At 39.9% G+C, this 17,953-nt stretch carries 17 protein-coding genes and 1 other annotated feature; of the genes, 14 read left to right on the top strand and 3 right to left on the bottom strand.

Features of this window, described 5'->3' with window-relative positions:
- Nucleotides 1-2: 2 nt before the first annotated feature.
- From ACX9YW_RS18630 to ACX9YW_RS18590, 9 genes are all read left to right on the top strand, one after another.
- The gene (locus tag ACX9YW_RS18630) at nt 3-959 is read left to right on the top strand and encodes an SHOCT domain-containing protein (protein WP_460349283.1); all 957 of its coding nucleotides are present in this window, start codon (nt 3-5) and stop codon (nt 957-959) included.
- 62 nt (nt 960-1,021) lie between these two features.
- Complete coding sequence (locus tag ACX9YW_RS18625; RefSeq protein ID WP_460349281.1) at nt 1,022-1,534, top strand: NapC/NirT family cytochrome c; 513 nt, start codon at nt 1,022-1,024, stop codon at nt 1,532-1,534.
- A gap of 1 nt (nt 1,535) precedes the next feature.
- Nucleotides 1,536-2,972 (top strand): ammonia-forming cytochrome c nitrite reductase subunit c552, encoded by a 1,437-nt coding sequence (locus ACX9YW_RS18620; protein ID WP_460349279.1) that lies wholly within the window; start codon nt 1,536-1,538, stop codon nt 2,970-2,972.
- A 178-nt stretch (nt 2,973-3,150) separates the two neighbouring features.
- A complete protein-coding gene (locus ACX9YW_RS18615; RefSeq protein WP_460349277.1) occupies nt 3,151-4,332 on the top strand; it encodes an MDR family MFS transporter in 1,182 nt (393 codons plus the stop codon).
- Nucleotides 4,333-4,509: 177 nt separating this feature from the next.
- Nucleotides 4,510-4,710 carry a cold-shock protein gene (locus ACX9YW_RS18610; protein ID WP_460349275.1) on the top strand — a complete coding sequence of 67 codons (201 nt, stop codon included), beginning with the start codon at nt 4,510-4,512 and terminating at the stop codon, nt 4,708-4,710.
- Nucleotides 4,711-4,999: 289 nt separating this feature from the next.
- Nucleotides 5,000-5,220 (top strand) — a binding site (T-box leader).
- Between the two features lie 54 nt (nt 5,221-5,274).
- Nucleotides 5,275-7,686: a leucine--tRNA ligase gene (leuS, locus tag ACX9YW_RS18605; RefSeq protein WP_460349273.1), complete on the top strand. Its 2,412-nt coding sequence runs from the start codon at nt 5,275-5,277 to the stop codon at nt 7,684-7,686.
- Between the two features lie 73 nt (nt 7,687-7,759).
- A complete protein-coding gene (locus tag ACX9YW_RS18600; RefSeq protein WP_460349271.1) occupies nt 7,760-8,068 on the top strand; it encodes a rhodanese-like domain-containing protein in 309 nt (102 codons plus the stop codon).
- Nucleotides 8,069-8,267: 199 nt separating this feature from the next.
- Nucleotides 8,268-9,302, top strand: coding sequence for an FUSC family protein (locus ACX9YW_RS18595; RefSeq protein ID WP_460349269.1), 1,035 nt, complete (start codon nt 8,268-8,270; stop codon nt 9,300-9,302).
- A gap of 58 nt (nt 9,303-9,360) precedes the next feature.
- Entirely contained in the window at nt 9,361-9,546 is a 186-nt protein-coding gene (locus ACX9YW_RS18590; protein ID WP_460349266.1) for a sporulation protein Cse60, read from the top strand.
- 60 nt (nt 9,547-9,606) lie between these two features.
- Here the strand turns inward: ACX9YW_RS18590 and ACX9YW_RS18585 are convergent, their stop codons facing one another.
- Complete coding sequence (locus ACX9YW_RS18585; protein WP_460349264.1) at nt 9,607-10,860, bottom strand: BaiN/RdsA family NAD(P)/FAD-dependent oxidoreductase; 1,254 nt, start codon at nt 10,858-10,860, stop codon at nt 9,607-9,609.
- 140 nt (nt 10,861-11,000) lie between these two features.
- On the opposite strand from ACX9YW_RS18585, the gene ACX9YW_RS18580 reads away from it, so the two are divergent.
- Complete coding sequence (locus ACX9YW_RS18580) at nt 11,001-12,602, top strand: putative polysaccharide biosynthesis protein (protein WP_460349262.1); 1,602 nt, start codon at nt 11,001-11,003, stop codon at nt 12,600-12,602.
- Between the two features lie 28 nt (nt 12,603-12,630).
- On the opposite strand, the gene ACX9YW_RS18575 is transcribed toward ACX9YW_RS18580, so the two are convergent.
- Entirely contained in the window at nt 12,631-12,849 is a 219-nt protein-coding gene (locus ACX9YW_RS18575) for a hypothetical protein (protein ID WP_460349351.1), read from the bottom strand.
- A gap of 182 nt (nt 12,850-13,031) precedes the next feature.
- On the opposite strand from ACX9YW_RS18575, the gene ACX9YW_RS18570 reads away from it, so the two are divergent.
- Complete coding sequence (locus ACX9YW_RS18570) at nt 13,032-13,748, top strand: pseudouridine synthase (RefSeq protein ID WP_460349260.1); 717 nt, start codon at nt 13,032-13,034, stop codon at nt 13,746-13,748.
- Between the two features lie 40 nt (nt 13,749-13,788).
- On the opposite strand, the gene ACX9YW_RS18565 is transcribed toward ACX9YW_RS18570, so the two are convergent.
- On the bottom strand, nt 13,789-14,010 hold the full coding sequence (locus tag ACX9YW_RS18565; RefSeq protein WP_460349257.1) for a DeoR family transcriptional regulator: 222 nt from the start codon (nt 14,008-14,010) through the stop codon (nt 13,789-13,791).
- Nucleotides 14,011-14,357: 347 nt separating this feature from the next.
- Here ACX9YW_RS18565 and pepV point away from each other — a divergent pair, with 347 nt between their 5' ends.
- The 3 genes from pepV (at nt 14,358) to ptsP (ending at nt 17,875) form a co-directional block, all read left to right on the top strand.
- Nucleotides 14,358-15,773, top strand: a complete 1,416-nt coding sequence (pepV, locus tag ACX9YW_RS18560) for a dipeptidase PepV (RefSeq protein WP_460349255.1) — start codon at nt 14,358-14,360, stop codon at nt 15,771-15,773.
- A gap of 120 nt (nt 15,774-15,893) precedes the next feature.
- Nucleotides 15,894-16,160 (top strand): phosphocarrier protein HPr, encoded by a 267-nt coding sequence (locus tag ACX9YW_RS18555; protein WP_460349253.1) that lies wholly within the window; start codon nt 15,894-15,896, stop codon nt 16,158-16,160.
- Nucleotides 16,160-17,875 carry a phosphoenolpyruvate--protein phosphotransferase gene (gene ptsP / locus ACX9YW_RS18550; protein WP_460349251.1) on the top strand — a complete coding sequence of 572 codons (1,716 nt, stop codon included), beginning with the start codon at nt 16,160-16,162 and terminating at the stop codon, nt 17,873-17,875. The genes ACX9YW_RS18555 and ptsP overlap by 1 nt, the downstream gene beginning before the upstream one ends.
- Nucleotides 17,876-17,953 lie beyond the last annotated feature (78 nt).

Here is a 17,953-nt window from a genome sequence, read left to right as displayed (position 1 = left end):
GAATGAAAAGGTTCATAAGCGTTATTTTAATATTATTTTTTGTCCCTACTCTTCATCCACTGGCTGAAATTGCTGAATCACCTTTAAAGATGAAGGAACTTGCCATTCAGGTGATGCCTGAATATTCATACCATCCAGAGGATACAAAGAAAAATCATCCGCCACTCTTAATTGGCTATCAAGGCACTTTTATAAATCAATCCTCTCAAGCACAAAAAGGAAAGATTGAAATCCCGCTTCCTGATGATTTGAAGGATCTTCGTATCGGTTTTGTGGCTGATTATTCTAGCAACCTATCGGAAATGTATGAAATTGAATACACCTACGATAAAAACAGCCGGACTATTTCATGGGAAACCTCCTATGAGATTCAGCCGGATGACCTATACAAGTTTGTGGTTGAGTTTTATTGCAATGAAATCACACAAAAGTTAGACGTGAAGAACTTCACCTACACCTTTAAAAGTTTTGCTGATATCAGCCTTGTTAATATTACATTTTTAGAACCTCTAAAGACCGAAAACACAAGAATAGAACCAGCACCTGAAAATCACCAGCAAAACCCTTACGGTATGAACTTGTTTTTGTATCAATTGCAAGGGGTTAAAAAAGGTGAAGTGAAGTCGTACCAAGTAAATTACAAACGTTCCTCGGAATATACGACGGTTGAATTAATGAACAGAATCGCACCTAATCGTGACGAAAAGAAACCTGAGCCCAAAGAAGTCAAGACCGGAGAATTATTTATGATAATTGCCGGAGTTGGAGGATTTATTTTCGTTTCTGCACTGTTACTTATTTTATTTTTTCAAAAGAAAAACACACAACCGATTAGACCTGATATTCAGGCGAGTTCAAAAGGGGAAGCGGAGGAGCAAAAGGTAGAACTTCGTACGAAGCTTATCCAAGGGGAGATTTCCAAAGAAGAATATGATCGGTTAATCCTGGAAAATGGCTGAAATTAGAGCGTTATAGCTTTAATGATAAATTATTTAAACTCATAAACCTAGGAGGTGAAAGTATGTTAAAAAAATTATTAGCTATCGACAAGAAATTACTGATTATTTTAGCTTTGTTTGCTGGGATTGTTTTATCGCTTGTGACAGCAAAAACAATGGCTTATACGGATTCAGCAGGATTTTGTAAAAACTGTCACATTATGACGCCGGTGTATGAGTCATTTGTCGATTCAACGCATTCAAAATTATCTTGTAACGACTGTCACTTACCTCATGAAAATGTGGCGAAAAAGTTAGTGTTCAAAGGGAAAGCTGGAATGGGACATGTATATTACAATACGCTTGGTTCATCAAAAATACCGAATGTCTTCCACGCAACGGATAGTTCAAAGGAAGTAATTAATGGCAACTGTATTTCTTGTCATGAAAAAACATTAGAAAATGTCGACCATGAAGCGAAGGATAGCTGTTCTTCCTGCCACCGCCAAGTGCCACACGGGAAAGGCTTTAAAGATGAAAATTATATGAAGCCACCAAAGTCAGGAGACTTACTAGAAAATAAGGGAGGATATTAAGATGACGAGGATAAAGATGGGCGCCTATCTGCTCTTTCTCGCACTTGTGCTGATTATCACAGGATGCAGTAATGATAATCAAGCTGCCCCAGCAAATGCGAATAAGACAACAGGCCTCTCAAAAGATGAAATTAGTAATGAAGCGTTTAAGGATTTATTCCCGCTTCAATACAATAGTTACCAAAAGAATAGCAAAGATACGGAAGATACAAAATATAGCGGATCAGTAAAACGCAGTAAATTCGATCATGACAAAGAACCATATTTACCAATTCTATTTAATGGATACGGGTTCGCGACAGAATATAATGAAGATCGCGGACATATTTATGCAAATGAAGACATAAGAAATGTTGCCCGTATTACGGATAAATCAATCGGTTCTTGTTTAACATGTAAATCAACCGCTGTTCCACAAATGATTGCAGAAATGGGCGATGGTTATTGGGGAGGAAACTTCAATAAAGACATTTGGCCAAAAGCTGAGAGCATGGGTCATTCACCAATTGGATGTTCCGACTGTCACGATCCACAAACAATGGACTTACGCATCACAAGACCTAGTTTTGTTAAAGCAATGGAAGCTATAGGAGTCGATATGTCGAACCCTTCTAGAAACGAAATGCGAAGCTATGTTTGTGGACAATGTCACGTAGAGTATCACTTTGCTGCAGCAAACGGTGAGGTAACTTTTCCATGGAATAACGGTTTTAAGCCAGAAGAGATGTATGAGTTTTATGAAACGACTGCCAAAGATAGTGGATTCGACAAAGATTGGGTTCACAATGTTTCCGGGACGCCAATGTTAAAAGCACAACACCCGGACTTTGAAACCCATATGGAAGGACCTCATGGAAAAGCTGGGGTAAGTTGTGCTGACTGTCATATGCCTTATGAAAGAACAGATAGCAAGAAGAAAATAAGCTCACACTGGTGGACATCTCCACTTAAAACAATGGATGTTTCATGCGGTCAATGTCATAGAGATCGTGAACTAGATAAGCTAAAAGAACGTGTTACTGAAATCCAAGATACTCATATGGAAGCATTACACAAAGCTGAGGATATCTCTATCGAAGCACATTACTATGTAAACAAAATGGTTACATCAGGTGTTAGTGCGGAAAAAGTGAAAGTAGTTCAAGAACATGTACGTAAAGGCCAATGGTTCTGGGACATCGTAGCAGCAGAAAGCTCGGCTGGTTTCCATAATCCACAAGGTGCCATGAGTTCATTAAAGACCTCTGTAGAGGAGTCAAATGAAGCGATTCGTATCGCAACCGAAGAATTAGTGAAAAAAGGCGTAAATCTAGAGCAACTTAAGAAAGAAATCGAAAAGGCTAAGAAAGCTGTCTATAACGAAAAAGACAACTTCAAGAAAAAAGAACATGCCATAAACAGCTACTTCCCTGGACAACAGCCACCGCCAGCAAAATAAAATACTTTAACGCATTAAAGCATGTGGGGACAGTCCCCACATGCTTTAATGCGTTAAAGTGGTTCTGCTATGGTCCAATTTGTCTAAATAAACAATTAAATTGCAGATTGGAGGAAAAAGGAATAAAATTTGTTTGGTAAATAAAAAATTTATTGTTATGTATAAAGGAGCGTTTTTCATGCCTCGTGCCTTATGGCTTTTAATCATTGGGATGGCAGTGAATGTAACGGGCTCTTCTTTTTTATGGCCTTTAAATACGATATATATTCATGACCATTTAGGTAAATCAGTTACAGTTGCTGGTATTGTATTAATGTTGAATTCTGCAGCAAGTGTTTTAGGAAATTTAATAGGTGGGAAACTCTTCGATAAGATTGGTGGCTATAAATCGATACTGGCTGGGATTGTCATTACCTTAGCAGCATTGATATGTCTAACTATTTGGCACGATTGGCCTCAATACGTCATCTTCTTAGTGATAACTGGATTCGGTTCAGGAATTGTCTTTCCGTCAATGTATGCGATGGCCGGAACCGTATGGAAGGAAGGCGGTCGAAAAGCATTTAATGCGATTTATGTGGCCCAAAACGTAGGGGTTGCTGCTGGTGCTGCACTAGGTGGCCTAGTCGCCTCATTTTCATTTGAATTGATTTTTCTAGGAAACACGATCATGTATGTCATCTTCTTTATGATTGCGTTTTTCGGATATAAAGAAATATCTCCGAATATCGGAAAAGCAACAATGGAAAAGGAAAAACAAGCAATTAAAAGTCGTACTAGAATGACAGCCTTACTAATCTTATGTTTCGGATACTTAATCTGCTGGGTCGCATACGTTCAGTGGCAGACTACTATTGCTTCCTATACTCAGGAAATTAATATCTCTATTGAACAATACAGTATCCTATGGACGATTAATGGTGCCATTATTGTATTAGGTCAGCCGTTAATGAACCAACTAATCAAGACAATAAAGTCAATCAAATCGCAAATTTTGATCGGAACCTTTATATTTGTCGTCTCTTTTGCTGTGGCAGCAAGCGCTGAAAAATTCATGTGGTTTATTGCAGCAATGGCAATCCTTACTATCGGGGAAATGTTAATTTGGCCAGCAGTTCCAACAATCGCCGACCAACTAGCACCAAAAGGAAGGGCAGGTTTTTATCAAGGAATTGTTAACAGCACTGCAACAGGTGGACGAATGATTGGTCCTATTCTTGGTGGCCTACTAGTCGATATATATGGTATGTCCGTACTATTTACAGTAATGATTGGTCTGTTTGTTATTACGATTGTGACGACACTAACCTATGATCGAAAAATCAAAACAGTAAAAGAAATTTCGACAGCATCAGCCTAATAGTTAACCTGCACATCAAATGTGCAGGTTTTTTAAAAGGGTCAACAGTCCAGGGGTATGAATTTATTTAACAGTCCGATAATTTTTATTCCAATGATTAAAATTGGTTCAGTTCGGACATAATAAGCAGGCAAGTAAGATTGCAATTTTTTTGTAAAATAGCTAGGAGGCAACAAAATGGAACGTGGTAAAGTAAAATGGTTTAATAGTGAAAAAGGCTTTGGATTCATCGAGCGCGAAGGTGGAGAAGATGTATTCGTTCACTTCTCAGCGATTCAAGGTGAAGGATTTAAAACACTTGATGAAGGTCAAGAAGTGACGTTTGACATTGAAAACGGCCAACGCGGTCCGCAAGCAACAAACGTTCATAAAGTCTAATACTTAAACCGACAAACAGACTCAGGTAATGGGTCTGTTTTTTATTATTGCTCTCATTGACCGATTTAAGATGAAAACCGCGACTCATGATTATATTGACTCCAAAAGGTACGATCCATCAATGATTTTCAACTATCTTCATCTGATACAAATTTTTTACATTTTCGCTAGTTGCGGTAAATAAACCTTTTCATGTGTATCAACTACCAAAATTTTGCATATAATGCATATTAAACTTTTAAAAGAGTTGCATTCCATTTTAAAATCGTCTACAATATGTTCCATAATCCCATCAACGAAGATGAGGAATAGTAATGGTGGTAAAGCTTGTTTCAAGAGAGTTGACGGTCGGTGCAAGTCAACCAAGCACATCATGAACTCGCCTCTGAGTTGCAAGTGTGAATTCACAGTAATACTTGCCGTTTGCCGCGTTAAGGTTGAATGAAGCGGGTGCATTTGCACTAATTTGGGTGGTACCGCGGGAAGATACATAATCCTCTCGTCCCTTTTTATAGGGATGAGGGGTTTTTTATTTGTCAAAAAAGCTTTATAGGAGGGACAATAATGAGTTTTAACCATCAAGAAATTGAAAAGAAATGGCAAAAATATTGGGAAGAAAACAAAACATTTAAAACAACAGAAGAATCCGGTAAGCCTAAATTTTACGCATTAGATATGTTCCCATATCCATCGGGGGCTGGGCTACACGTTGGTCATCCTGAAGGTTATACGGCAACTGATATTCTGTCACGAATGAAAAGAATGCAAGGCTATAACGTACTTCATCCTATGGGCTGGGATGCTTTCGGTCTACCAGCTGAACAGTACGCCATTGATACTGGCAACGATCCAGCAGAATTTACTGCACTAAACATCGCGACATTTAAACGCCAAATCAAGGCACTCGGCTTTTCCTATGATTGGGACCGTGAAATCAATACGACGGACCCTGGCTATTACAAGTGGACACAATGGATTTTCCTTCAGCTTTATAAAAAAGGCTTAGCCTATATCGACGAAGTTGCCGTTAACTGGTGCCCAGCGCTTGGTACAGTACTAGCCAATGAAGAAGTCATCGATGGTAAAAGTGAGCGCGGCGGCCATCCGGTCGAACGCCGTCCGATGAAGCAATGGATCCTAAAAATTACTGCATACGCAGAGCGCTTAATAGAGGATCTTGAAGAACTTGATTGGCCGGAAAGCCTAAAAGAAATGCAGCGTAATTGGATTGGCCGCTCTGAAGGGGCTGAAGTAACATTCCAAATCGATGGTCATGACGAAAGTTTCACTGTTTTTACAACTCGCCCGGACACTTTATTTGGTGCAACTTACGCCGTTCTTGCTCCGGAGCATCCTTTTGTTGGAAAAATCACAACAAGTGATCAACAGGCTGTTGTTAATGCTTATCTAGAGCAAATCAAGAGTAAAAGTGACCTTGAACGCACCGACCTTGCGAAAGACAAGACTGGCGTTTTCACAGGTGCATATGCCATCAATCCAGTAAATGGTGAAAAAATGCCAATCTGGATTGCCGATTATGTCCTAATGAGCTATGGTACAGGTGCAATTATGGCTGTACCAGCGCATGACGAACGCGACTATGAATTTGCGAAGAAATTCGAATTGCCAATCAAAGCGGTTGTCGCCGGTGGAAATATTGAAAAAGAAGCTTATACAGGTGATGGTGAGCATATTAACTCCGACTTCCTAAACGGTCTTAATAAGGAAGATGGAATTTCTAGCATGATTACTTGGTTAGAAGAAAAGGGTATTGGTACGAAAAAAATCACCTACCGTCTTCGCGACTGGCTATTCAGCCGCCAACGTTATTGGGGTGAACCGATTCCAATCATCCATTGGGAAGATGGTACAATGACAGCCGTTCCTGACGAGGAGCTTCCACTAGTACTTCCGGTGACAAAAGAAATCAAGCCATCTGGAACGGGCGAATCACCTCTTGCTAATATAGAAGATTGGTTAAATGTTGAAGACCCTTCTACAGGTAAAAAAGGTCGCCGTGAAACGAACACGATGCCACAATGGGCAGGCAGCTCTTGGTATTTCTTACGCTACATTGACCCACATAATGAAGAAAGACTAGCCGACCCTGATAAGCTGAAAGAATGGCTTCCGGTTGATATTTATATTGGTGGTGCCGAGCACGCCGTTCTTCACCTTCTTTATGCGCGCTTCTGGCATAAAGTGTTATACGACTTAGGGGCTGTACCAACAAAAGAGCCTTTCCAAAAGCTTTTCAACCAAGGAATGATTTTGGGTGAAGGTAATGAAAAAATGAGTAAGTCCAAGGGCAATGTCGTTAACCCAGATGATATTATTGACAGCCATGGGGCTGACACACTTCGCCTATACGAAATGTTTATGGGACCATTAGAAGCTTCCATCGCTTGGTCAACAACTGGTCTTGACGGATCAAGACGATTCCTTGACCGTGTTTGGCGCCTGTTTGTTGAGGAAAATGGCGGGTTAAATCCAAAAATCCAAGACGGTGAAGAAGCTTCAAGTCTAGAAAAGGTTTATCACCAAACTGTTAAAAAGGTAACGGAGGACTATGAAGGAATCCGTTTTAATACAGCGATATCGCAACTAATGGTGTTTATTAACGAATCTTACAAGGCGACTGTTCTTCCGAAACCGTTTATGGAAGGATTCGTGAAGCTTTTAGCACCAATAGCTCCTCATATTTCCGAAGAACTTTGGGGGAAATTAGGCCACACTAGCACAATCACTTATGAAGCTTGGCCAACTTATGATGAAGCCAAACTATTCGACGACGAGGTTGAAGTCGTTGTTCAAGTGAACGGTAAGGTGAAGACTAAGTTGATGGTCCCTACCACTGCTTCTAAAGAAGCACTCGAGCAAATAGCGCTGGATGAAATTCGCGATCAATTAGAAGGTAAAACCGTTCGCAAAGTCATTGCTGTTCCTGGAAAACTCGTAAATATTGTGGCAAACTGAGAAATATGATATATGATGGGGCAGACTCTTTAAAGTCTCGCCCCTTTTACTAGGAAGGAAAGGGGTGTTATATATGGAACCAATTCAAATCATTACTCCTGAGGAATTAGAGCAAAAGCTTGAAGCAGGTGAAAAGCTTGAGCTTGTCGATGTTCGTGAAGATGAAGAGGTAGCTCAAGGAATAATTCCAGGTGCGCGCCATATTCGTATGGGCACCATTCCAGAGAACCTACATCTATTTGACAAAGATACCGAATACATCATTATTTGTCGCTCGGGCGGCCGAAGTGCCAATGTCTGCTATTATATGAGAGACCAAGGCTACAAGGTCCGCAATATGGTCGGCGGAATGCTCGAATGGACTGGGGAAAAACAGTTTTAAAATGACTACAACTTTGACATAGAAGTTTTAATTTGGGCATATGTTGTAAAAGTCGGGCATATAACTAATCACATTTTTTAAAACCCATCATGTATGTCAAACCGATTCCAATCTGGACTCGGTTTTTTAAATAGTAAATGAAAACCCACTCAATATAAAGTAAAATATTGTTACCATCATTAGAAGGAGGCATTTTGCCTTGACGTTAGGTCCACGCATATTAAAAACGGGTATTGCAGTTACCTTAGCACTTTTTATTTGTACAATTTTTGATTTGGAGCCAGCTGTTTTTGCCGGTGTGGCTGCGATTTTTACGATACAACCATCCATTTATCGTTCATGGAAACAGGTTCTTGACCAATTAAAAACCAATACACTTGGTGCTATTATTGCCCTTTTAACCATTTATTTTGTCGGTCGAGACCCGTTAATTATTGGGCTTGTCATGATTGTTGTCATAATGATATGCATGAAAATGAAGATGGAAAGTTCGATTTCCTTAACGCTAGTGACGGTGCTCGCGATCATGGGTGCACCAGGTCATGAGGATTTGTTTTACGCCGCCAACCGTTTCGGGATTATTTTAGTTGGGATGGCATCGGCATTTTTAGTCAATCTATTCATTTTACCGCCTAAATATAAGATTACCTACAGAGAGAAAGTTCAATCTATCTTTCAAAATTTATCGATTCTTATGCGAACAGCAATATCGAATGAAATGAAAGAGAGGTCGTTTCAAGAGGAATCGGAAAAACTCCGTGATGAAATTAAAAAGCTAGAAGAAATTTTTAAGATATTGGACGAAGAGCGCGAGAAGATGTCGAAACTTAACCCTCAGGACATTCGTGAGCTTGTGGTATTTAAGCAAATGTTGAAAGCTGCCCAACAAGGCGCAGAAGTCCTTCAGGTTATCGAAGAGCATTATTTCCAAAGTGCCAATGATGAAAACGAAGATAGTCTGTTTGACCACCAGCTTGAGGGATTGATTAAATTTCATGAATTAATTCTATTAAAATATGACCAAAAAATTAAAAATGAGGATCAACTCACTGAAAATATTATTAGTGAAAGTGGCTTATTTTTAGAAAATATCATGGACATCTATCGTGAGGATCGTGGACAAAAGCTACGACTTGTCGTAATTGGATCATCGATCTTTGAATACGCTTTTCAGTTAAGAAGACTGGACCAGTTAATTGAGCATCATTTGCGAAAAGTGGTTAAGAGTAATTAGTATAAAATATTCAGAAAATGGTCATACTTTTACCAAAACAGGTGAGAGGGGAATCGCTTTGATTCAAGTAAAAGTATTTGATCATGAGCATGAGAAGGATTTAGAGAAAGACATGAATTCTTTTTTAAAAAAGCTTGATGAAACCAGATTAATAGATATCAAGTACAACGTTGCTGCTATCCAAGAAGAAGATGAGGATGAACAAATTTATTGTTTTTCGGCAATGGTCATCTATCGGACATAAAAAGGTCACTAAGAAATAATCTTAGTGACCGATTTTCTGATTAAGTGAAAAATACTCTACCTATCTCCCGGCATTTAACCCCGCTAATCTTCCTGTCACTAGTGCCGAGGTAATATTATAGCCACCGGTATAACCGTGAATATCAAGAATCTCTCCGCAAAAAAACAAACCGTTCATTAGCTTTGATTCCATTGTTTTTGGATCGATTTCTTTTACCGACACACCACCGCCTGTGACAAACGCTTTTTCAAGCGGAAGGGTCCCGTTTACCGAAAACGTGAATCCTTTACAGCTTTTCGCCAAAGCTCGAATTTTTTCATGTGCTAGGTTTGCCCCTTGCCCTGAGGCATCAATTCCATTCACATCGAATAAAAACGTCATATACCGTTCAGGTAAAAACCCTTTTAAACTATTTTTTACCGCTTTTTTTGGGTCAGCTTTTAAAAGCTTGTGAATTTCTTGGAAAACAGCTTCCTCAGACATCTCAGGGAACACATCCAAACTCATCATCACCTCATGGAGCTTCCACTTTTTCATCGCCTTGACGACAAATTGGCTGCAGCGTAACACAGCAGGACCGCTGACACCAAAATGAGTAAAAATCATATCCATTCTATGAGTAATTAATGGTTTGCCTTTTGGATTTAACACGCTCAAAGCAACGTTTTGTAAGGAAAGCCCTTGCAACGTCTTTTCCTTAATAAACGGTTCATTAGATGTTACTGGGACTTCAGTCGGGAACAACTCAGTAATAGTATGACCGGCTTTTTCAGCCCAGGCATACCCATCACCAGTTGAACCGGTATGGGGAACCGATTTTCCCCCGACCGCAATGACAACCGACCGTGCTGAAAAGCGTTCACCATTTCGGAGTAAGACGGAATCCACATGCCCATCCACATAATCTACTGTTTCCACTGGGGTGTTCGTAACAACTTTTACATTTAGAGCAGCAAGACGTGAAATTAAGGAATCGACAACCGATTTTGCTTTATCAGTCATCGGAAACATCCGTCCATGATCCTCTTCTTTAAGTTGGATACCCAAATTTTCAAAGAAATGAATAATATCTTCATTATTAAAAAGAGAAAAGGCACTATATAAAAATCTTCCGTTACCCGGAATATGTTTAATAATTTCTTCAACGGGTAAACGATTCGTAACATTGCAACGCCCACCACCTGAAATTGCCAGCTTACGTCCAAGCTTGTCACCCTTATCGATTAAAAGAACTTTTCCGCCTTGTTCACCAGCTGCTATCGCTGCCATCAAACCGGAAGGCCCACCGCCAATCACAATTACATCATATTGCATAATATTCACCATCCCATACCCATAAATTATAACGACTTTTCGGAAACTATGAAAGTAATTGTGAAAAAAGTAGCACAAGACGAAAAGAAGTTGTACACTACTAATAGTGTTTATGAAGGCCTTAAATAGGAAGGGATTATATGTCATCTAAGCTTTTACGCGGAACGTTTATCTTATCTTTAGGAACCCTGATCTCAAAGGTGTTAGGTTTATTTTATGTCATTCCGTTTTATCATATTGTCGGAGAGGAAGGGACTGCTCTTTATAATTTTAGCTATATCCCCTATACGATTTTTATCAGTATTGCCACAGCGGGAATCCCTCTTGCTGTCTCTAAGTTTATTTCAAAATATAACGCTCTAGAAGAATATGCGGTTGGGCGAAGGTTGTTTAAATCAGGATTAGTTATCATGCTACTCAGCGGGATTGCCGCATTTCTTATCATGTATAGCTTTGCCCCTGTTATTGCAAAAATGAGTCACAGCGGCAATGTGGATAATATTACAACCGTTATTCGTGCGGTTAGCTTTGCTCTCATAATTGTTCCCTTTATGAGCTTAATTCGTGGCTTTTTCCAAGGACATCAATCAATGGGACCGTCCGCCGTTTCTCAAGTTGTTGAGCAAATTGTCCGGATTTTATTTTTACTAATTGGTGCGTATGTTGTTTTAAATGTCATGAATGGTAGCCTTGTGAAAGCGGTCAGTGTCGCTACTTTCGCTGCTTTTGTCGGTGCTATTGGTGGACTGATTGTTCTTTTCTGGTACTGGATGAAAAGAAAGCCGTATCTAGATGATCTATTGCTTCAAGACAAAGGCACGGTCGATATCTCGATAAAAGAAATGTATAAGGAAATCGTCCTTTATGCAGCCCCGTTTGTTTTTGTTGGGATTGCCAACCCGTTGTTTCAGTTTATTGATCAATTTACCTTTGAGCGGGCAATGGATGCAATTGGCCTGGGGGAGAATGCAGATAATGCTTTTTCAATCCTTAATTTCCAATCGCACAAGCTCGTTATTATCCCTGTCTCACTTGCAACGGCTTTTTCGCTAACGCTTGTACCTAGCGTAACGGCTGCATTTACGGAGAACAATCGGAAAATTTTAAATCGCCAACTTAACCAAACGTTTCAGGTAATGTTATTTTTAACATTACCAGCGGTCATGGGCTTGTCGCTCTTAGCGGAGCCGTTTTATACCGTTTTTTATGAGCATGTACCACTTGGAACAGAGGTTTTGCGGACTTATGCACCTGTGGCGATTCTGTTTGCCTTATTTTCTGTGACGGCTGCCATTTTACAAGGTATTAATGAACAAAGGTTTACGATTCTAAGTTTATTGGTCGGTTTGCTAATTAAATTGAGCTTAAACATTCCTTTGATAAAACTAATGGAAACACAAGGTGCCGTTCTGTCAACTGCCCTTGGCTACTTTGCCGCCATTTGCATTAATCTTTTTGTGATTCGGAAGTATGCCCGTTATCCCCTTCGACTTGTCTGGAGAAGAAGCCTGTTAATTGTCATTTTTTCATGCTTAATGTTACTGGCAGCGGGTGGGACTTATTGGTTGCTAACATTATTTTTATCTCCTGAATCGAAGTTTCAATCACTAGTAATCATTACTATATGTGCTCTAGTAGGAGCCGCGGTTTATTTTTACCTAGGGTTCCGTTCTAGGCTCGTGCATTTCTTATTTGGGGAAAAGGTCGATCGCCTAATGGGAAAACTTAGATTAAAAGGGTGACTCAGTAAATGTGAGCCACCCTTCTTTGTTAATAGTCGTCTCTAATTCCTAGTCGTCTTTCAATCCGATCAAGTCGGCGGTCAAGGCGGTTAACTTCTCTTTCGAGACGCTCTAAACGTCGCTCAGTTTGACCGCCACCCCCAGGGAAACCGCTGCCAGGTACTCCGCCTCCGGGTACTCCACCCCCTGGAAATCCGCCCTGGTGGCCACCACCAGGAAATTGTCTGTAGTCTTGAATTTCGCTCATTGGCAATTCTTGATTAAAATAGTAACCTTGTTGATTTGGATAGTAACCTTGATGATTAGAATGATAATACATAGCATTCGCTCCTCTTTATATATTTCAGGCTAACGATATCAGTCTATGTTCCTGTTAAAATAATGCCTAGACATTTGCCTATAAATACCAATTACTAATGGAGGAAGATCATGAGAATTGATAAAATGCTGGCCAATCTTGGCTTTGGAAGCCGAAAAGAAGTGAAGAAACTTTTAAAGGACGGATCTGTTCGCATTAATGGGACGGTTGTTAAGGATGCCAAGGAACATCTTGACCCAAATATGGACATCGTAACGATTAATGGGGAAGAAATCATTTATAAAGAATTCATTTACCTAATGATGAACAAGCCTCAAGGGGTCATCTCAGCAACCGAAGACACCCGTGATAAAACGGTTGTAGACTTATTAGAAATGGAAGATCAGATTTACGAACCCTTTCCGGTTGGTCGACTCGACAAGGATACAGAGGGTTTGCTTTTAATCACCAATGACGGTCAGCTGTCGCATCGTCTGCTCTCGCCAAAAAAGCATGTTCCTAAAACCTATTTTGCTGTTATTGAAGGGGAAGTAACGGAAACGGATATTGAAGCCTTCCGAAAAGGGGTTACGTTGGATGATGGTTATTTCACCAAACCAGGGGAGCTGGTCATTTTAAAAGCTGGTTTAATGTCCGATATTGAACTAACAATTACTGAAGGAAAATTTCATCAAGTAAAAAGAATGTTCCAGGCGGTAGGAAAGAGAGTCGTCTATTTAAAAAGACTATCGATGGGCCCATTAAAATTAGACGAAACCCTCGAACTCGGGGAATACCGCGAACTAACAGACGAGGAAATCGAGCAATTGTTAGAATATCAAGTATAAATCAAAAAAAGAAATCGCCTCCAAGGCGATTTCTTCTATTTTAAGACGAAATCTTCACTTTTTTCTCTGTTGTTGTCCACATTCCTCGACTTGGGCTTTCGACTAGATCATTATAAGCCAAGACATTGAGATCACGTTGAATGGTGCGAGGAGTAATCGCAAATTCCTCTACAAGCTCCTGTGTTGACACTTGTCCCCTTTGATGAATAAACATGTAGATGGATTTGATGCGGTTTAACATTCGGTTAGTTGAAGGCTTCAAAAAACCACTCCCTATCCTTTATTCAAACCATAGGCAAATTCCTGCGACCGGATATTCAACAATATGTAGTTTTCTTTTTTCCAGACAACCCCTTTACTAAATTTACATTCAAGGAAGTTATACCTTTATTACTATTGTAACCATATTATCAGAACATTTCCACTAAACTTTGTAAAAAATATGTAAACCTCCCTTCGGTACCCTTGTTACCTATACATATGGCAGTGGACAATACCGATATGCCGATTTGTTTGAATTTTAAAAAAATAAAACCTTGTACCTATAAACTTGCACGAAGGAATCCATTAATGTGAAAATAACTTTTAAGAGATGAAGGAGGTAGCAAAATGATTAATTGGATGAATGAAGTGGAAAAACGAAAAGATGAGCTAATCAAAGACACCCAGGAGCTATTACATATAAAAAGTATTTTAGACGATGAGAATGCGACCGTTGATGCTCCGCTTGGCCAGGGGGTAAAGGATGCTCTGGAATTCATGCTACAATTAGGAGATAAGGACGGTTTCGTAAGTAAAAACGTTGGCAATTTAGCAGGGCATCTAGAATTTGGTCAAGGGGATGAACTTCTCGGTATCCTTTGCCATGTCGACGTTGTTCCGGAAGGAGATGGCTGGTCAAGCGACCCGTTTGCTGCTGAAATCCGCGATGGTAAAATTTATGCGCGAGGGGCTCTAGACGATAAGGGGCCAACGATGGCTGCCTACTATGCCATGAAGATTGTGAAGGAGTTAAATTTACCGGTTACCAAGCGTATCCGAATGATTATTGGAACGGATGAGGAAAGTAATTGGCGCTGCGTGGACCACTATTTTAAGCATGAAGAAATGCCGACATTAGGCTTTGCGCCAGATGCAGATTTTCCGATTATTTTTGCTGAAAAGGGAATTTCTGGTTTTGACATTGTACAAAAAAATGAATCTCAAACGTCCTCATCAGATGCTGTCATTAGAGTCATAAGGTTCCAATCGGGCAGAAGGTATAATATGGTACCAGATTTTGCCCAAGCAGAATTACACATCGACGAAGAACAGACAAAAATAGTTCAAGATTTTAATAGCTTTTTACAGGAGCACAGATTAAAAGGCCAATCATACGTTGAAAATGGCATTTTTGTTATAGAAGTAGAAGGAATATCGGCGCATGGAATGGAACCAAAAAGCGGCAAAAATGCTGGGCTCTATCTAGCTAGGTTCTTAGCAAATCAGGAGGTTGATGTTGCGGCAAAGCCATTTTTCGAATTTATATCAGAATATTTATTTGAAGATTCTAGAGGCCAAAGTCTGGGGATTAACTACTGCGACGATATTACCGGCGAATTAACGATTAATGTCGGGAAGCTCGGTTACAAAATTCATGAGGGTGGTCGATTAGGAATCAACCTTCGTTACCCAGTAACAAATGATATGGACCAAACCAAAGGAAAGCTTGAAAAAGTCCTGCAGGAAAAAGGCTTTACACTTGAAAACTTCTCAGACTTAAAACCGCATCATGTCGATGAAAATGATGTACTGATTCAAACGCTTAAGAAGGTATATGAGGAACAAACAGGTGAAAAGGCTGAACTACTTTCAATCGGTGGTGGAACTTATGCACGTTCCCTTAAATCTGGTGTGGCATTCGGACCACTTTTTCCGGGACGTGAGGACATCGCCCATCAAAAGGATGAGTATATGTACATTGAGGATTTACTGAAGGCAACGGCAATTTATGCCCAAGCCATTTATGAACTGACAAAAGGCTAAGAAACTAAACCCCTAACAAGAATCATTCTTGTTGAGGGGTTATTTATGATAAGGATACTTTTACTAGCAAAATCAAATAATACAATGGAGAATAAAAGTGAAAAAGGAGTTTGATAAAAAATGGTAGAAAAAACGTTTACGGTCATTGACTCAACAGGAATTCATGCCAGACCAGCAACCATTTTAGTACAAACAGCCAGCAAATTTAATGCGGAAATCCAATTAATCTATAATGGGAAAACCGTTAACTTAAAATCCATCATGGGAGTTATGTCGTTAGGGATCGGTAAAGGAGCAGAAATAAAAATTATTGCCGAAGGTTCTGATGAACAGGAGGCCATTCATGCTTTACAGGATACTTTCACGAAGGAAGGGCTGGCGCAATAATGACGTTACTAAAAGGAATAGCTGCATCTAGTGGCATTGCAATTGCTAAAGCCTTTCATCTAACCGAACCAAATTTGTCTTTTGAAAGGAAGACGATAGGTAGTCCTAAGCAAGAAGTAGAGCGTTTTAAGTTAGCTCTTGAAACCTCCAAAAAGGAACTTGAGTCTATTCGAGATCAAGCAAGACTTGACCTTGGTGGAGATAAAGCGGCAATATTCGAAGCCCATCTCTTGGTTTTAAGTGATCCAGAACTTCTCTCACCAATTGAAGACAAAATTAACACAGAAAAAGTGAATGCAGAGTTAGCCTTAAAAGAAGTTGCTGATATGTTTATTAACATGTTCGAACAAATGGATAATGAGTATATGAAGGAGCGTGCAGCAGACATTCGTGATGTAGCAAAACGTATCCTTTCCCATCTTCTCGGTGTTCAATTGGTTTCTCCAAGCATGATCTCAGAAGAAGTCATCATTGTGGCGGAAGATTTAACTCCTTCCGATACCGCCCAATTAAACCGTCAATATGTGAAAGGGTTCACGACAAATATCGGTGGGCGCACTTCTCATTCGGCGATTATGGCACGCTCTTTGGAAATTCCAGCAGTTGTTGGCACAAAAAAAGCAACTCTAGAAATAAAAAATGGCGATTATATTATCATTGATGGTTTGAATGGTGAAGTCCATGTGAATCCGACTGATGCTATTCTCAATCATTATAAGCAAGAACAACTTCGGTATGAGGAGCAAAAAGCTGAGTGGGCAAAATTAATCCATGAAAAAACGGTTTCGGCCGATGGTCATCATGTTGAATTAGCTGCTAATATAGGAACTCCCAATGATTTAGAAGGTGTTATTACTAACGGTGGTGAAGGTATTGGCCTATACCGAACGGAGTTTCTATACATGGGGCGAAATGAGCTTCCATCTGAACAGGAGCAATTCGAATCATATAAAGCCGTCTTAGAAGGAATGAAGGGAAGACCCGTAGTGGTACGAACACTTGATATAGGTGGAGACAAAGAGTTACCGTATCTAGACCTTCCAAAAGAAATGAATCCGTTTCTAGGATTCCGGGCTATACGCCTCTGTCTAGAGGAACAAGGGATATTCCGCACTCAACTGCGTGCATTGTTACGAGCAAGTACCTATGGAAATTTAAAAATCATGTTCCCTATGATAGCGACCTTAGATGAATTCCGAGAGGCGAAGGCCATTTTAGAAGAAGAAAAATCGAAACTTATAGCTGAAGGTTTGGTTGTAGCAGAAAACATTGAACTTGGAATTATGGTAGAGATTCCATCAACCGCCATTATGGCTGATCTTTTTGCGAAAGAAGTGGATTTCTTTAGTATCGGGACAAATGATTTGATCCAGTATACGATGGCAGCAGACCGAATGAATGAAAGAGTTTCCTATTTATATCAACCGTATTCTCCAGCCATTTTACGATTGGTAAAAATGGTCATCGATGCCGCCCATAAAGAAGGAAAATGGGCCGGTATGTGCGGAGAGATGGCTGGGGACGAAACGGCAATTCCACTTTTATTAGGGCTCGGTCTCGATGAGTTTTCAATGAGTGCGACTTCTATTTTGAAAGCGCGCTCCCAAATCCTGCGACTTTCCCAATCAGAAATGCAATCTTTGGCAAAGCGGTCTATGCAAATGAGAACAACGAATGAGGTGCTTGAAGCGGTAAAGGCTTTCACCAGTAAATAAGGGTATTCTTTTTAATTTTATTACATTAAAATAGAAGATAATGGGGGTGGCAGAGGTCATCCCTCATTTTGTTGAAAG

The sequence above is a fragment of the Pseudoneobacillus rhizolycopersici genome (assembly GCF_054786815.1).
This window is presented reverse-complemented; position numbering and strand designations above follow the sequence as displayed.

Coding starts and splice junctions, on each gene's coding strand:
- ACX9YW_RS18630 (WP_460349283.1), top strand. CDS start 3: ATGAAAAGGTTCATAAGCGTTATTTTAATATTATTTTTTGTCCCTACT.
- ACX9YW_RS18625 (WP_460349281.1), top strand. CDS start 1,022: ATGTTAAAAAAATTATTAGCTATCGACAAGAAATTACTGATTATTTTA.
- ACX9YW_RS18620 (WP_460349279.1), top strand. CDS start 1,536: ATGACGAGGATAAAGATGGGCGCCTATCTGCTCTTTCTCGCACTTGTG.
- ACX9YW_RS18615 (WP_460349277.1), top strand. CDS start 3,151: ATGCCTCGTGCCTTATGGCTTTTAATCATTGGGATGGCAGTGAATGTA.
- ACX9YW_RS18610 (WP_460349275.1), top strand. CDS start 4,510: ATGGAACGTGGTAAAGTAAAATGGTTTAATAGTGAAAAAGGCTTTGGA.
- leuS (WP_460349273.1), top strand. CDS start 5,275: ATGAGTTTTAACCATCAAGAAATTGAAAAGAAATGGCAAAAATATTGG.
- ACX9YW_RS18600 (WP_460349271.1), top strand. CDS start 7,760: ATGGAACCAATTCAAATCATTACTCCTGAGGAATTAGAGCAAAAGCTT.
- ACX9YW_RS18585 (WP_460349264.1), bottom strand. CDS start 10,860: ATGCAATATGATGTAATTGTGATTGGCGGTGGGCCTTCCGGTTTGATG.
- ACX9YW_RS18580 (WP_460349262.1), top strand. CDS start 11,001: ATGTCATCTAAGCTTTTACGCGGAACGTTTATCTTATCTTTAGGAACC.
- ACX9YW_RS18575 (WP_460349351.1), bottom strand. CDS start 12,849: ATGAGCGAAATTCAAGACTACAGACAATTTCCTGGTGGTGGCCACCAG.
- ACX9YW_RS18570 (WP_460349260.1), top strand. CDS start 13,032: ATGAGAATTGATAAAATGCTGGCCAATCTTGGCTTTGGAAGCCGAAAA.
- pepV (WP_460349255.1), top strand. CDS start 14,358: ATGATTAATTGGATGAATGAAGTGGAAAAACGAAAAGATGAGCTAATC.
- ACX9YW_RS18555 (WP_460349253.1), top strand. CDS start 15,894: ATGGTAGAAAAAACGTTTACGGTCATTGACTCAACAGGAATTCATGCC.
- ptsP (WP_460349251.1), top strand. CDS start 16,160: ATGACGTTACTAAAAGGAATAGCTGCATCTAGTGGCATTGCAATTGCT.